The organism is Kribbella sp. NPDC055110 (assembly GCF_053607525.1).
Window position 1 is genome coordinate 98,013 of record NZ_JBSGTS010000026.1, and the last position, 13,394, is coordinate 111,406.

Sequence of the window (13,394 nt, forward strand, 5' to 3'; positions counted from 1 at the left end):
CGCCCCGTCCGCATGTTGCGCATTCCGTCCGACGCGGACGCCGTCCCCTCAGACCTAACGTCGGTGCCATGACTGGCGCAAGCGTTGCTCTTCTCGCGGGGACGATGTCCACCATCCTGGCGAACATCGGCAACGCCGTCCACTGCATCTACGTGGTGCATCTGCCGCCGGGACCGATCTGGTTCCTGCACGGCTTCTACGTCGTGACGTCCGCGCTGATGTTGCTGTGGTGGCTGCGCTTCCACGCTTCCTCGCGCCACGTCGGACGCCCTGTCAGGGAGGTTGTTACATGAACACCATCATCATCGGCGCCGGCCAGGCCGGGCTGTCCACTGGGCATCACCTGCAACGGCTCGGGGAGCCGTTCATGATCCTGGACGGCAATGCGCGCGTTGGCGACCAATGGCGGTCGCATTGGGACAGCCTGCGGCTGTACTCCCCCGCGAAGTACGACGGGCTTCCCGGTCTCCCGTTCCCGGGCGATCCGTGGCACTACCCGGGCAAGGACGAGGTGGCCGACTACCTCGCGTCGTACGCCGCTCACTTCGAGCTGCCGATCCGGGGCAACACCCGCGTCGACCGGCTCGAGCGCCGCGACGACCAGTGGATCGTCACCGTCGGGCGTGAGGAGCTCACCGCGGACAACGTCGTCGTCGCGACGGGCACCTTCGGGCGTACGCCGTACCTCCCGGACTACGCGGTCGACCTGGACCCGGCGATCCGGCAGTTGCACTCGTCGGAGTACCACCGGCCGGCGCAGCTCAAGGACGGGCCGGTGCTGGTCGTCGGCGGCTCGCACTCCGGCACGGACATCGCGTACGAGGTCGCCGAGACGCACGCGACCGTGCTGTGCGGCCGCGATCCCGGCCAGATGCCGTTCAAGCCCGGACGGCCGGGGCAGAAGCTGTTCTGGCCGGTCTTCCTGTTCGTCGGTCGGCACCTCATCACCCGCCGGTCGCCGATCGCGAAGGCCGCGATGGAGGATCTGCGGCACCACGGCGGTCCGATGATCCGGGTCAAGCGCGCCGACCTGCTGGCCCGCGGGGTCGAGCGGGTGGCCGACCGGGTCGTCGGCGTCCAGGACGGTCGTCCGCTGCTGGCCGACGGTCGGGTGCTGGACGTGACGAACGTGGTGTGGGCGACCGGGTTCCGGCAGGTGTTCGACTGGATCAAGGTTCCGGTGGTCGGCGCGGACGGCTGGCCGCGCGAGTACCGCGGGGTCGCCACGGACGCACCGGGGCTGTTCTTCTGCGGGCTCTGCTTCCAGTACTCCTTCAGTTCGATGGTCCTGCCCGGGGTCGGCCGGGACGCGGCGTACGTCGCGCGGCGGATCGCTGCTCGCGCCGGCGCGGGCCGGAGTCTTGCCGCCGCCTGATCCGGCGTTGCATGCTCGCGAGTGGGCAGGCAAGTGGCGTGGGGGGCGTGGATGGGGATTGTCGACGATCTGCAGCGGGCCCGGTCGGCGTTCGAGCGGCGGGACTGGGCGGTCGCGTACGAGCGGCTGACCGCGGTCGATCGGGAACCGGGCGCGACCGAGCTGGGTCCGGACGAGTTGGGCACGCTGGCCACCGCCGCGTTCCTGCTCGGCGACACCGATGCCTGCATCCGGGCGCTGCAGCGTGGCTACCGCCAGCAGATCGAGGCCGGCAACGTGCTCGGCGCGATCCGGTTCGCGTTCTGGCTGGCCCGCGTACTGAACGGGCGCGGTGAGGGGGCCGTCGGCAACGGTTGGGCGGCCCGCGCCGAGCGGTTGCTGGTCGATCAGCCGGAGGACGTCGTGGAGCGCGGCTACCTGCGGATCCACGACTTCTTCCGGTGCCTGGACGACGAAGATTTCCCGGGCGCACTGGCCGTCGGCGAAGACATCGTCGCCATCGCCCGGCGGCACGACGACCCGGATCTGCTCGCACAAGGCCTGGTGTGCAAGGGCCGTTTGCTGCTGTACTCCGGCCGCGTGCCGGAAGGGCTCGCCCTGATGGACGAGGCGATGGTCGGCGTCGCGGCCGGTGAGCTGTCACCGATCTTCGCGGGCACTGTGTACTGCGCGATGATCGAGGGCTGCCAGGAAGTCCTCGACTTCGGGCGGGCCGCCGCGTGGACGGCCGCGCTGACGCGATGGTGCGACAGTCAGCCGGACCTCGTGCCGTTCACCGGGCAGTGCGCCGTCCACCGCGGGCAGATCCTGCGGCTGCATGCGGCGTACCCGGAGGCGCTGGCGGAGTTCGAGGACGCGTGCCGGCGGTACGAGGCGTCCGGGTCGGATGTCGCGGCCGGGCTGGCGTTGGGCGAGCGTGGCGACGTACTGCGGATTCGTGGTGACTTCGCGGCGGCGGATGCGTCGTACGACGAGGCGGCTGGGTTCGGGTACGAGCCGCAGCCCGGGCGGGCGCTGCTGATGGTTGCGCGCGGGCGTGTCCCGGGCGCGGTTGCCGCCGTACGTCGTTTGCTCGCGGAGACGGGCGATCCGGTACATCGGTCGCGGATGCTGGCGGGTGCGGTCGAGGTGCTGCTCGCCGGTGATGGGCTGGCCGAGGCGACGGCCGCCGCGGACGAGTTGGACACGATCGCGAACCGCTTCGGGTGCGCGGGGTTGCGAGCGTCGGCGGCGTACTGCACTGCCCTGGTGGCGTTGGCGGACGACGATCCGGATCGGGCGCTGCAGCACGCCCGGACGGCGGCCCGGTTGTGGGGTGAGCTGCGGGCGCCGTACGAGGTGGCACGTGCGAAGGTGCTGGTCGGGCGGGCGGTCCGGTTGCTCGGTGACGACGATTCGGCGACGGCCGAGCTGACCGCGGCCTGCCGGAGCTTCGCCGAGCTGGGCGCGGTCCCAGCTCGGCAGGGCGTCGAGCGGCTGATCGGACCTACCGCGGGCGGATTGACCGGGCGCGAGCTCGACGTCCTCCGGTTGGTTGCGGTGGGCAACAGTAACGCCGAGATCGCGGAGCGGCTGGTGCTGAGCGACAAGACCGTCGCCCGGCACCTCACCAACATCTTCGCGAAGCTCGACGTACCGTCCCGGACCGCGGCCGCGGCGTACGCCCGCGATCACGACCTGCTCTGACCAACCCAGGTCGACAACGCTTCGTCGAGTCCCGTCACGGAGCCGTCCGCAGCGGCCCAGGCGACGTACCCGTCCGGCCGGACCAGTACGCCGGTGAGGTCATCGTCGTACTTCGTGGTGAGCACGCGCACCCGCCCGGACGCGAGCTCGCGCAACTCCGCCGAGTCGGCCAGGTCGAGCAGCAGCGGCTTGCCGTCGAAGAGATGCTCTCCCAGCCGCGTCCCGTCCGCGAACTTGAAGTCGGGCGCGCCCGAACCGACCAGCTCGTGCGTGCCCTCGATCGGGTAGCGCTGCAGGACACCGGACAACTTCTTCGCGAGGTACGTCGTACCGCCCGATGTCTCGAGCAGGTCCTTGACCACACTGCGCAAGGCGGAAGTCCGGAAATCCGTGCGCATCAAGGCGATCTGGGCACGCGTCCAGTCCAGCACCCACGCGCCGATCGGGTGCCGTTCGGTCGTGTACGTATCGAGGAGGCCAGCGGGCGCAGTGCCCTGGATCGTCGCGGCCAGCTTCCAGCCGAGGTTGACCGCGTCGCCCATCCCGAGGTTCAGGCCCTGGCCGCCGAACGGTGAATGCACGTGTGCCGCATCCCCCGCGAGCAGCACGCGTCCGATCCGGTACGACGTCGCCTGCCGCGCATTGTCCGTGAACCTGGTCGCGGACACGACTCGAGTCACCGTGACGTCGACGCCGGTGACGCGCCGCAAACTGCCCTCGATCTCGTCCGCGGTGATCGGCGCATCCCGATCCTCCGGCGGACCGTCGAACTCGACGGTCAGCACCCGGCCCGGGACCGGCCCGTGCGCGTAGAGCCCGGTCGGGGTGTAGTTCCAGCTGCGGCGCAGTCCCTCGGCGCCTTCGAGTTCCACGATCGCCTGCCGACCGGTGATCGCCGGCTCGGTGCCGGGGAAGTCGAACCCGGCCAGCTTGCGCACCAGACTGCGACCGCCGTCGGCGCCGACCAACCAACCCGCCCGCACCGCCCCGTCGCTCAACTGAACGGTCACACCCTCGTCGTCGGCGTCGAAGCCGGTGACCTCGACCCCGCGCCGGATCTCGACGCCGAGCTCCGCGGCCCGGGCGCCCAGCACGGACTCGATCGCCTGCTGCCCGACCGCGACGACCGACACCGCGGGACCGGCGTCCCGGAAGTCCGGATCCGCGAAGTCCACACCGGCGGAGCTGACCATGATCCCGGCGAAATGCCCGGCCGGCGGCGGACCGCTCGGCCCCTTCCCACCCCGGAACGCCTTCATCTGCTCGTACGCCTGCCGTTGGTACTCCTGCAGCACCGGCAGCATCCCGCGCCGGTACAACGCCTCGGCGGTCGGCACGTTGATCGACCCGGCCTTGATCGTCGGGTCGATCTCGAGCAGCCGCTCGACGACCAGTACGTCGACTCCGGCCAGCGCGAGCTCGCAGGCCAGCATCAGTCCGACCGGCCCGCCGCCGGCGATTACCACGTCCTTGTTGTCCATGCCGAGAATCTTAGACCGAGTATAAAATTTGGTCCAGTATAATTCTCGTCATGGCGGAGCAAGGACTGCGCGAACGCAAGAAGCAGGCGACCCGGCGGATGATCGCGGACGTCGCCACCGGCCTGTTCGTGACCCGCGGGTTCGACGCGGTGACGGTCGCCGAGATCGCCGAAGCGGCCGGCGTGTCCAAGATGACGGTCTTCAACTACTTCCCGCGCAAAGAGGACCTGTATCTGGACCGGCACCTCGACCGGCTCCGTGAACTCGAGGCGATCGTCCGCGACCGGCCGGCCGGCGAACCGGTCGCCACCGCGATGCGCCGTTACCACCACGAGTTGCTCGCCGCGGGGCACCCGCTGTCCGGCGCGATCGCCGGCGCACACGGGTTCTGGTACGTGCTGCAGTCCAGCCCCGCCCTGATGTCCCGCATGGTCGAGCAGGAACACGAGATCGGCGACATGCTGGCAGGTGTACTGGCCGAAGAGAGCGGCGACGAGTTCTCCGCACGCCTGGTCGCGAACCTGCTGACCGCGACCATCACCACGATCTTCCGCACCGCGGTCGGCCGGATCGTGGCCGGTGACGACGTCGAGCAGGTCCGCCGCGATCAGGAGGCCGTCATCGACCGCGCGTTCGACGTACTGGAACAAGGGATCGGTCCTCGGAGGGAGCAGCTTCACTCCGACGGGTGAGGTGCCGCCGGGGTGGTAGGCCGGATGCTCGGACCGTGAGCACAACAGAGCGTCCCGTCCCCCGCTGGGCCTACGTCCTCGCCCACGCGATCCCGTTCCTGACCTTGCCGTCCGCTCTCTGGCGGCTGGGCCTCGTGTTCGGATCGTCGATGGGCATGCTGGACGACAACGGCAACCTCGCGCACCTCGGTGGCATCGGCGCCAAGGTGTACGTCGTCTCGCTGTCGATCTTCTCCGAACTGGTCGCCCTGACCGCACTGGGCCTGGTCAGCCGCTGGGGTGAGGTCGCGCCGCGCTGGATCCCGTTCATCGGCGGCCGGCGGGTCCATCCGTACGCCGCGATCGTGCCCGCCGTCCTGGGATCGCTGTCCCTGATCGCGATCTGGACGTACGGCTTCCGCGACGTCTTCACGAACGACTTCATCCCGTTCGCCAGTACGCCATGGGCGGCCCTGATGATCGCCTGCTACGCGCCGCTCCAACTCTGGGGCCCGGCGCTGCTGATCGTCACCTGGGCCTACTACCGGCGCCGGGTCAGCGCGACCGCGGTCGCGGTTTGAGCGTGGTCGCGGGCAGCGGCGGCGCCGGCAGCGGGTCGCCGTCGTACCCGGGGACCATCGGGAACCGGTCGTTGCCGCCAGCATCGATCGCGGCCTGCCAGGCGTCCCGCGCGGCGACGATGTCCTCGTGCGAGCGGCCGATGAAGTTCCACCACATCACCAGCTCCTCCTCGAACGGCTCGCCGCCGAGCAGCAGGAACCGCACACCATTGCCCGAGGCAACGAGCTCGATCGCGTCCCGGCCGGAGCCGAAGTAGGTCATCTCGCCGAACCCCGGTGTCAGCTCCCCGACCGTCAGCGATCCGTCGACCACGAGGACGGCGTACTCGTAAGCGGCGGTGAGCGGGAGGTCAAGTGACTGCCCCGGCTCGATCGTGACGTCGGCGCCGACCAGCGGGGTGTACGCCGGGGCGGGTGAGGTGACACCGTCGACGGTACCGACCATCACCGTCACCTGTGCGCCGTCGAGGTCCAGCCGCGGCAGGTCGGCGTACGCGTTGAAGGCGGGCGGGGTCGTCGTACGGACGTCGTCCGGCAGGGCGACCCACAACTGAGCGCCGTGCAGCCGCGGCGGGGCGTCCGGGGTGGAGACCTCCGAGTGGGCGATGCCGTTGCCGGCAGTCATGATGTTCAGCTCACCCGGGCGGACGAACGCGTGCGATCCGACGCTGTCGCGGTGCTCGATCTCGCCCTCGAACAGCCAGCTGACCGTCTGCAGGCTCGTGTGCGGATGCGGCGGGACCTGCATGCCGCGCTCCCCCGGTACGTCGTACGAATCGACCCGCTGCGTCAGGTCCTCCGGCCCGTAGTGGTCCACGAAGCACCACGCGCCGACCATCCGGCGGTTCTTGTTCGGCAGCAGCCGCCGTACCTTCGTGGTCCGCCCGAGGACGACGTCGCGCGCCTCGAGCATCTCCAGCGCAGGTCCCTCACAGTCCCCGGTGCCTACGACCTCGGCCGGGTCCTTCTCCAAGTCGCTCATGATGCAGTCCATTCCGCGAGTTGCTGCTGATCCCAGGTGTTGATGACGCGATCCGCCGTCACACCACAGTCCTCGGCGCGCTCGCAGCCGTACACCTGCCAGTCGAGCTGGCCGGGCGCGTGCGCGTCGGTGTCGATCGAGAAGACACAGTCCATCGCGACCGCCATCGAGAGCAGCCGCTTGGGCGGGTCGAGGCGTTCAGGACGGGAGTTGATCTCGACCGCCGTACCGAACTGGCGGCACGCCTCGAACACCACCTCGGCATCGAACTCCGACTCGGGCCGGGTCCCGCGAGCGCCGGTGATCAGCCGGCCGGTGCAGTGCCCCAGGACGTCCACGTGCGGGTTGGCGATCGCGCGGACCATCCGCTCCGTCATCGGCTCGGACGCCATCCGCAGCTTCGAGTGCACACTGGCCACCACGACATCCAGCCGGGCGAGGATCTCGGAGTCGCAGTCGAGCGAGCCGTCCTCGTTGATGTCGACCTCGATACCGTTCAGGATCGTGAAGCCGTCCAGCTCGTCCTGGAGCTTCTTGTTGAGCTCGGCAACGACTTCGAGCTGCTGCAGCCGCCGTTCGCGGGACAGGCCGTTGGCGACGGTCAGCCGCGGCGAGTGGTCGGTGAGCGCGATGTACGAGTGGCCGAGGCGATGCGCCGTACGCGCCATCTCCTCGATCGGGCTGCCGCCGTCGGACCACTCCGAATGCAGATGCAGGTCCGCCTTCAGGTCGGCGCGCAGCCCCTGCCCCGCGCCGGTCAGCTCACCCGCGGCGCCCTCCAGCTTGACCAGGTACGCCGGGGTCTCGCCGTCCATCGCCTCGATGATCACGGCCTCGGTCTTCGGGCCGATCCCCGGCAGTTCGGTCAGCGTCCCGGCGCGGCGGCGCGCCCGCACCTCGGCGGCCGGCAACGCCGCGATCGTGTCGGCCGCCCGCCGGTACGCCTTCACCCGGTGCGTCGGCTGCCGATCGCGCTCGAGGTAGTACCCGATCGCCCGCAAGGCTGCTACAGCGTCCGCCACGCCCGCGTTGTCGGTCATGGTGCCAATCATGGCAGGGCGGACCGCCACGCAGGCAGAACCTCGTAAAAGGGTCCTCCGCAGGGCGATCTGGGTGGTTCTGCCTGCAGGGCGGTCCGGGGTCTATGGTCGGTCCGTGGCGAAGGGTGCGCATCTGGCGCGGGCGGAGCGGTTGCAGGGGGCGACCGGCGCGCTCGCCACCGCGGCGATGGCGGCGATGGAGGAGAAGCTTCCGTGGTTCGGGAAGTTGTCGGCGCAGGACCGGTCGTGGATCGGGCTCGTCGCGCAGTCCGGGATCTCGGCGTTCGTCGAGTGGTTCCGCGACCCCGACGCGCACTCCTCGATGCCGACCCGGATCTTCGGCTCGGCGCCGCGCGAGTTCACCCGGGTGATCTCGCTGCACCAGACCGTCGACCTGGTGCGGACGACGATCGAGACCATCGAGAACACCATCGGCACCCTGCTCCCGCCCGACGACGTGCCGATCGTCCACGAGGCCATCCAGCGGTACGCCCGCGAAGTCGCGTTCGCCGCCGCCACCGTCTACGCGCAGGCCGCCGAGATGCGCGGCGCCTGGGACGCCCGCCTGGAGGCCCTCCTCGTCGACTCCGTCATCCGCGGCGAGGCCGATGAGTCGGTCCGCTCCCGCGCCTCCGCCCTCGGCTGGACCGGAACCGCCGGTACGACGGGAGCGGCCGAGGTCGCCGTGGTGGTCGGCCGGGCCCCCGCCGCCGAACCGGACCAAGCAAGCAACGCCGGCTCGTCCGTCGCGGACCTGGTCCGGCACGCGGCCCGCGAGGCGGGTGCTGACGCTCTGTGCGCGATCCAGGGCGACCGCCTGGTGGTGGTACTCGGCGGTACGAGCAAACCTGTGGAGATCGTACAAAAACTCGCGCATTGGTTTGGACCCGGTCCGATCGTGGTCGGGCCGGTCGTGAAGGACCTGATGTCGGCCGTGACCTCGGCCCGCGCCGCGGTCGCCGGGCTGCGCGCCGCGGCGGCCTGGCCGGGTGCTCCACGGCCGGTCCCGGCCGACGAGCTGCTCCCGGAACGGTCACTCTCCGGAGACGGCCACGCGCGGCGGCAGCTCGCGAACGAGGTCTACGGCCCGCTCACCGTGGGCGATGGCGCGCTCCTCGACACGGTCTCGGCGTACCTCGATTCCGGCGGATCGATCGAGGCGACGGCCCGGGCGATGTTCATCCACGCCAATACCGTCCGGTACCGGTTGAAGCGTGTGGCCGACATCACGGGGTACAACCCGCTCAACCCCCGCGACAGTTTCACGTTGCGTGTCGCACTGACCTTGGGTCGCCTGCTCAATCCCGAGCCCGGAAGCTCCGTTTTGTAGGATCTCCACAAACCGGCCCCGGAGAATTCGTGCTCGCCCTTCCGCTCACGACAGGCCCGGCTGAGGGAGAGTGGACCCGTGCTCGTCATCGTCGCGCCCGGTCAGGGTGCCCAGACCCCAGGATTCCTCGAGCCGTGGCTGGCGGATCCCGTGTTCGAGAGCCGGCTGAACTGGCTCTCCGCGGTCGCCGGTCTCGACCTCGCCCACTACGGCACCGAAGCCGACGCGGACACGATCCGGGACACCGCGATCGCGCAGCCGCTGCTGGTCGCCTCCAGCATGCTGGCCGCGCTGGCGGTCTTCCCGCACCCGGCCGACGCCTTCACGAAGGTCGGCGCGGTCGCCGGCCACAGCGTCGGTGAGCTCGCCGCCGCGGCCGGCACCGGTGTCCTGTCCGCCGAGCAGGCGATGGTCCTGGTCCGCGAGCGCGGCAAGGCGATGGCCGCCGCGGCCGCGCTGACGCCGACCTCGATGATCGCGGTGCTGGGCGGCGACCGCGACGAGATCCTCGCCAAGCTCGCCGAGCACGGCCTGACCCCGGCCAACGACAACGGCCCCGGTCAGATCGTTGCCGCAGGCACCGTCGAGGAGCTGGCTGCGCTGGCCGCCGATCCGCCCGCGAAGGCCCGGCTGATCCCGCTGTCGGTGGCCGGTGCGTTCCACACCCGGCACATGGAGCCGGCGGTCCAGACGCTGGCGAAGTACGCGACCGCGATCAGCACCCACGACCCGCGGACCCGCCTGATCTCGAACCGCGACGGCCATGTCGTCCACGACGGCCGGGACGTCCTGCAGCGGCTCGTCACCCAGGTGAACTCGCCGGTCCGCTGGGACCTGTGCATGCAGACCATGGCCGAGCTCGAGGTGACCGGCATCCTGGAGTTGCCCCCGGCCGGCACGCTGACCGGTATCGCGCGGCGCGCCCTCAAGGGTGTCGAGACGTTCGCGCTGAAGACCCCGGACCAGCTCGACGACGCCCGCGCGTTCGTGGACAAGCACGGCAGCCCGTCCGAGATCGACGCCTCCCCCACCTGGCGCCTGCTGGTCGCCCCGATCAAGGGCACCTTCACTCGCAAGGTCGACGTACTGCGGGAGACCGGTGCGACCGTCGAGGCCGGTGAGGTCGTCGCGAAGGTGGCGAGCCTGCGGGACGAGGTCGACGTGACCGCGCCGCACGGCGGCATCGTCGTCGAGTGGCTCGTCGAAGAAGGCGACCCGGTCGCGCCGGGCCAGCCCCTCGTCCGCCTGCACCCCGCCGGAGGCTACGCATGATCACCGCTGTGCTTTTGGCCGGGCCTTCGGCACCGGCAGGGTCATGGGGCTGTAACTCCCGGCCTTCCCTCGTCGCTCCGGTCGCTTCGCTCCCTCCGCTCCTCAGTCCAGGCCGGGAGGCCCCATGACCACCATCACGCCCTCGTCCGGGGCGACCTGCGCCGGGATTCTCGGGATCGGGTCGTACCGGCCGCGGCGGGCGGTGCCGAACGCCGAGATCCTCGAGCAGATCGACTCCAGCGACGAGTGGATCCAGACCCGCTCCGGGATCAAGGAGCGGCGCTGGGCCAGCGACGACGAGACCGTCCTGATGATGTCGGTGAACGCCGCGAAGGACGCGCTCGCGGACGCACGCATCGACCCGTCCGAGATCGGCTGCGTGATCGTCGCGACCGTCACGCACCTGTACCAGACGCCGGCGATCGCGACCCGGATCGCGGTGGAGGTGGGCGCCCCGACAGCGGCCGCGTTCGACATCTCCGCGGCCTGCGCGGGCTTCTGCTACGGCGTCGCGATGGCCAATGACCTGGTCCGCGGCGGCAGCGCGAAGTACGTGCTGGCGATCGGGGTCGAGCGACTCAGCGACATCACCGACCGGACCGACCGCGGTACGGCGTTCATCTTCGCCGACGGCGCCGGCGCCGCGATCGTCGGCCCGACCGACGAGCCGGGCATCGGCCCGGTGGTGTGGGGCTCGGACGGCACGCAGCACCAGGTGATCAGCCAGACCGAGTCGTGGCAGGAGGCGGTCGCCGAGTCCAACTGGCCGCACCTGGCGATGGACGGCAACCCGGTGTTCCGCTGGGCGTCGTTCGCGATGGCCAAGGCCGCGCAGCAGGCGCTGGACGTGGCCGGTGTGAAGGCGGAGCAGCTCGACCTGTTCGTCCCGCACCAGGCGAACATGCGGATCACCGACGCGATGCGCCGCACCCTGAAGCTGCCCGAGCACGTGAAGGTCGCCCGCGACATCGAGCGCCAGGGCAACACCTCGGCAGCCTCGATCCCGCTCGCGATCACCGCGATGCGCGAGGCCGGCGAGGCCAAGAGCGGCGACCTCGCCCTCATCATCGGCTTCGGAGCCGGGCTGGTGTACGCCGCCCAGGTCATCCGGCTGCCATGAGTCACGAGTAGTCCATAGTTGTCCGGGGGCGGCTCAGGTGGCCGCACCCGGCTGTGACAAAGCCAGAAGAAATCCGAAAGGGAACCAGAGAACATGGCCAGCACCGAAGAGATCCGTTCCAACCTCGCCGAGATCGTGAACGAGATCGCCGGCATCCCGGTCGAGGACGTCCAGCTGGACAAGTCCTTCACCGACGACCTCGACGTCGACTCGCTCTCCATGGTGGAGGTCGTGGTGGCCGCCGAGGAGAAGTTCGACGTGAAGATCCCCGACGACGAGGTCAAGAACCTGAAGACCGTCGGCGACGCGGTCGCGTTCATCGAGCGCGCCCAGAACGGCTGACGTACGCCGTCACCCGTGCTGGCCAGGATGCTCATCGGGCCGTGAACGCGGTCCGATGAGCACCACGCCCGTACCGCGACAACGCAGTACACACCCCTCGCTCCCAACCGCAGAACGCTCATGTGAAGGATGAGGTAACCATGTCGAAGACCCGAGTCGTCATCACCGGACTCGGAGCCACGACTCCGCTCGGCGGCGATGTGACCAGCACCTGGGAAGGGTTGCTGGCCGGTCGCTCCGGCGCACGGCGGCTGACCGACGAGTGGGTGCAGAACCTGGCGGTGCAGATCGCCGCACCGGTCGCGGTCGAGCCGACCGAGGTGATCGAGCGCGTCAAGGCCCGCCGTCTGGACCGTACGGCGCAACTCGCCGTCGTCGCCGCCCGCGAGGCCTGGGCCGACTCCGGCCTGGAGGACTCCGGGCTCGACAAGGAGCGGCTCGGCGTGGCGGTGGCCTCCGGGATCGGCGGCTTGCACACCACGCTCTCGAACTACGACGCCCTGCTGCAGAACCCGCGCCGGGTGTCGCCGCTCGCGATCCCGATGCTGATGCCGAACTCGTCCGCCGCGTACGTGAGCCTCGAGCTCGGCGCGAAGGCCGGCGTGCACACCCCGGTCTCGGCCTGCGCCTCCGGCAACGAGGCGATCTGGCTGGGCCTGGACCAGATCCGGCTCGGTCGTGCGGACGTGGTGGTGGCCGGTGGCTCCGAGGGCGCGATCATGGCGCTGCCGCTGGCCGCGTTCGGGATGATGCAGGCGCTCAGCAAGCGCAACGACGACCCGGAGAAGGCCTCGCGTCCGTGGGACGTGGACCGCGACGGGTTCCTGCTCGGTGAGGGCGCCGGGATCCTGATCCTGGAGTCGTACGAGCACGCCAAGGCGCGCGGCGCGAAGATCTACGCCGAGCTTGCGGGTGCGGGGATCTCCGCCGACGGCCACGACATCGCGCAGCCCGACCCGACCGGTTCCGGTGCGCGGCGGGCGATGCAGCGGGCGCTGTCCGAGGGGGACCTGACCCCGGCCGACATCTTCCACATCAACGCGCACGCCACCTCGACGCCGCAGGGCGACATCGCCGAGTCGATCGCGATCCGGCAGGCGCTCGGCAAGGACGCCGACCACGCGGTCGCCACCGCGCCGAAGTCGATGATCGGTCACCTGCTCGGCGGCGCCGGCGCGGTCGAGTCGGTCGCCACCGTGCTCGCCCTGAAGAACCGGATCTCGCCGCCGACCATCAACGTGGACAAGCTCGACGACCAGATCGACCTGGACGTCGCGACCGAGCAGCGCAAGCTGCCCGACGGGGACATCGCGGCACTCAACAACTCCTTCGGCTTCGGCGGCCACAACGCCGCCATCGCCTTCAAAACCCTGTAGTCCCTGGAGGCTCCATGACTGCATTGATGCCGCGACTCCGTCGCGGCTGGTCATGGGGCTGTAACTCCCGGCCTTCCCTCGTCGCTCCGGTCGCTTCGCTCCCTACACTCCTCAGTCCAGGCCGGGAGGCCCCATGAC

At 70.2% G+C, this 13,394-nt stretch carries 13 protein-coding genes; 10 read left to right on the top strand and 3 right to left on the bottom strand.

What is annotated here, in order from left to right; genetic code table 11:
• The first annotated feature begins 68 nt into the window (after positions 1 to 68).
• Genes ACWF0M_RS30975 through ACWF0M_RS30985 form a run of 3 tightly spaced genes read left to right on the top strand, consistent with a single transcriptional unit; the run spans position 69 to position 3,061 of the window.
• Positions 69 to 293 (top strand): hypothetical protein, encoded by a 225-nt coding sequence (locus ACWF0M_RS30975; protein WP_452239263.1) that lies wholly within the window; start codon positions 69 to 71, stop codon positions 291 to 293.
• Positions 290 to 1,375 carry a flavin-containing monooxygenase gene (locus ACWF0M_RS30980; RefSeq protein WP_452239264.1) on the top strand — a complete coding sequence of 362 codons (1,086 nt, stop codon included), beginning with the start codon at positions 290 to 292 and terminating at the stop codon, positions 1,373 to 1,375. Before ACWF0M_RS30975 ends, ACWF0M_RS30980 begins: the two co-directional genes overlap by 4 nt.
• A 51-nt stretch (positions 1,376 to 1,426) precedes the next feature.
• The gene (locus tag ACWF0M_RS30985) at positions 1,427 to 3,061 is read left to right on the top strand and encodes a LuxR C-terminal-related transcriptional regulator (RefSeq protein WP_452239265.1); all 1,635 of its coding nucleotides are present in this window, start codon (positions 1,427 to 1,429) and stop codon (positions 3,059 to 3,061) included.
• Here ACWF0M_RS30985 and ACWF0M_RS30990 read toward each other — a convergent pair.
• On the bottom strand, positions 3,046 to 4,542 hold the full coding sequence (locus ACWF0M_RS30990) for an FAD-dependent monooxygenase (protein WP_452239266.1): 1,497 nt from the start codon (positions 4,540 to 4,542) through the stop codon (positions 3,046 to 3,048). The genes ACWF0M_RS30985 and ACWF0M_RS30990 overlap by 16 nt on opposite strands.
• A gap of 50 nt (positions 4,543 to 4,592) precedes the next feature.
• Between ACWF0M_RS30990 and ACWF0M_RS30995 the strand changes: the two genes are divergently transcribed.
• Both ACWF0M_RS30995 and ACWF0M_RS31000 read left to right on the top strand, forming a co-directional pair.
• Positions 4,593 to 5,234: a TetR/AcrR family transcriptional regulator gene (locus tag ACWF0M_RS30995; protein WP_452239267.1), complete on the top strand. Its 642-nt coding sequence runs from the start codon at positions 4,593 to 4,595 to the stop codon at positions 5,232 to 5,234.
• 35 nt (positions 5,235 to 5,269) lie between these two features.
• Positions 5,270 to 5,794: a hypothetical protein gene (locus tag ACWF0M_RS31000; RefSeq protein WP_452239268.1), complete on the top strand. Its 525-nt coding sequence runs from the start codon at positions 5,270 to 5,272 to the stop codon at positions 5,792 to 5,794.
• On the opposite strand, the gene ACWF0M_RS31005 is transcribed toward ACWF0M_RS31000, so the two are convergent.
• A complete protein-coding gene (locus ACWF0M_RS31005) occupies positions 5,769 to 6,776 on the bottom strand; it encodes a pirin family protein (RefSeq protein WP_452239269.1) in 1,008 nt (335 codons plus the stop codon). The genes ACWF0M_RS31000 and ACWF0M_RS31005 overlap by 26 nt on opposite strands.
• Positions 6,773 to 7,816: a PHP domain-containing protein gene (locus ACWF0M_RS31010; protein WP_452239270.1), complete on the bottom strand. Its 1,044-nt coding sequence runs from the start codon at positions 7,814 to 7,816 to the stop codon at positions 6,773 to 6,775. Before ACWF0M_RS31010 ends, ACWF0M_RS31005 begins: the two co-directional genes overlap by 4 nt.
• Before the next feature lie 115 nt (positions 7,817 to 7,931).
• On the opposite strand from ACWF0M_RS31010, the gene ACWF0M_RS31015 reads away from it, so the two are divergent.
• The 5 genes from ACWF0M_RS31015 (at position 7,932) to fabF (ending at position 13,256) form a co-directional block, all read left to right on the top strand.
• A complete protein-coding gene (locus ACWF0M_RS31015; RefSeq protein WP_452239271.1) occupies positions 7,932 to 9,146 on the top strand; it encodes a PucR family transcriptional regulator in 1,215 nt (404 codons plus the stop codon).
• 78 nt (positions 9,147 to 9,224) lie between these two features.
• A complete protein-coding gene (locus ACWF0M_RS31020; RefSeq protein ID WP_452239272.1) occupies positions 9,225 to 10,418 on the top strand; it encodes an acyltransferase domain-containing protein in 1,194 nt (397 codons plus the stop codon).
• Positions 10,419 to 10,542: 124 nt separating this feature from the next.
• Positions 10,543 to 11,538, top strand: coding sequence for a beta-ketoacyl-ACP synthase III (locus ACWF0M_RS31025; RefSeq protein ID WP_452239273.1), 996 nt, complete (start codon positions 10,543 to 10,545; stop codon positions 11,536 to 11,538).
• A gap of 93 nt (positions 11,539 to 11,631) precedes the next feature.
• On the top strand, positions 11,632 to 11,880 hold the full coding sequence (locus ACWF0M_RS31030; RefSeq protein WP_130446978.1) for an acyl carrier protein: 249 nt from the start codon (positions 11,632 to 11,634) through the stop codon (positions 11,878 to 11,880).
• A 140-nt stretch (positions 11,881 to 12,020) separates the two neighbouring features.
• A complete protein-coding gene (gene fabF, locus ACWF0M_RS31035; RefSeq protein WP_452239274.1) occupies positions 12,021 to 13,256 on the top strand; it encodes a beta-ketoacyl-ACP synthase II in 1,236 nt (411 codons plus the stop codon).
• Positions 13,257 to 13,394 lie beyond the last annotated feature (138 nt).

Coding starts and splice junctions, on each gene's coding strand:
- ACWF0M_RS30975 (WP_452239263.1), top strand. CDS start 69: ATGACTGGCGCAAGCGTTGCTCTTCTCGCGGGGACGATGTCCACCATC.
- ACWF0M_RS30980 (WP_452239264.1), top strand. CDS start 290: ATGAACACCATCATCATCGGCGCCGGCCAGGCCGGGCTGTCCACTGGG.
- ACWF0M_RS30985 (WP_452239265.1), top strand. CDS start 1,427: ATGGGGATTGTCGACGATCTGCAGCGGGCCCGGTCGGCGTTCGAGCGG.
- ACWF0M_RS30990 (WP_452239266.1), bottom strand. CDS start 4,542: ATGGACAACAAGGACGTGGTAATCGCCGGCGGCGGGCCGGTCGGACTG.
- ACWF0M_RS30995 (WP_452239267.1), top strand. CDS start 4,593: ATGGCGGAGCAAGGACTGCGCGAACGCAAGAAGCAGGCGACCCGGCGG.
- ACWF0M_RS31005 (WP_452239269.1), bottom strand. CDS start 6,776: ATGAGCGACTTGGAGAAGGACCCGGCCGAGGTCGTAGGCACCGGGGAC.
- ACWF0M_RS31010 (WP_452239270.1), bottom strand. CDS start 7,816: ATGACCGACAACGCGGGCGTGGCGGACGCTGTAGCAGCCTTGCGGGCG.
- ACWF0M_RS31025 (WP_452239273.1), top strand. CDS start 10,543: ATGACCACCATCACGCCCTCGTCCGGGGCGACCTGCGCCGGGATTCTC.
- ACWF0M_RS31030 (WP_130446978.1), top strand. CDS start 11,632: ATGGCCAGCACCGAAGAGATCCGTTCCAACCTCGCCGAGATCGTGAAC.
- fabF (WP_452239274.1), top strand. CDS start 12,021: ATGTCGAAGACCCGAGTCGTCATCACCGGACTCGGAGCCACGACTCCG.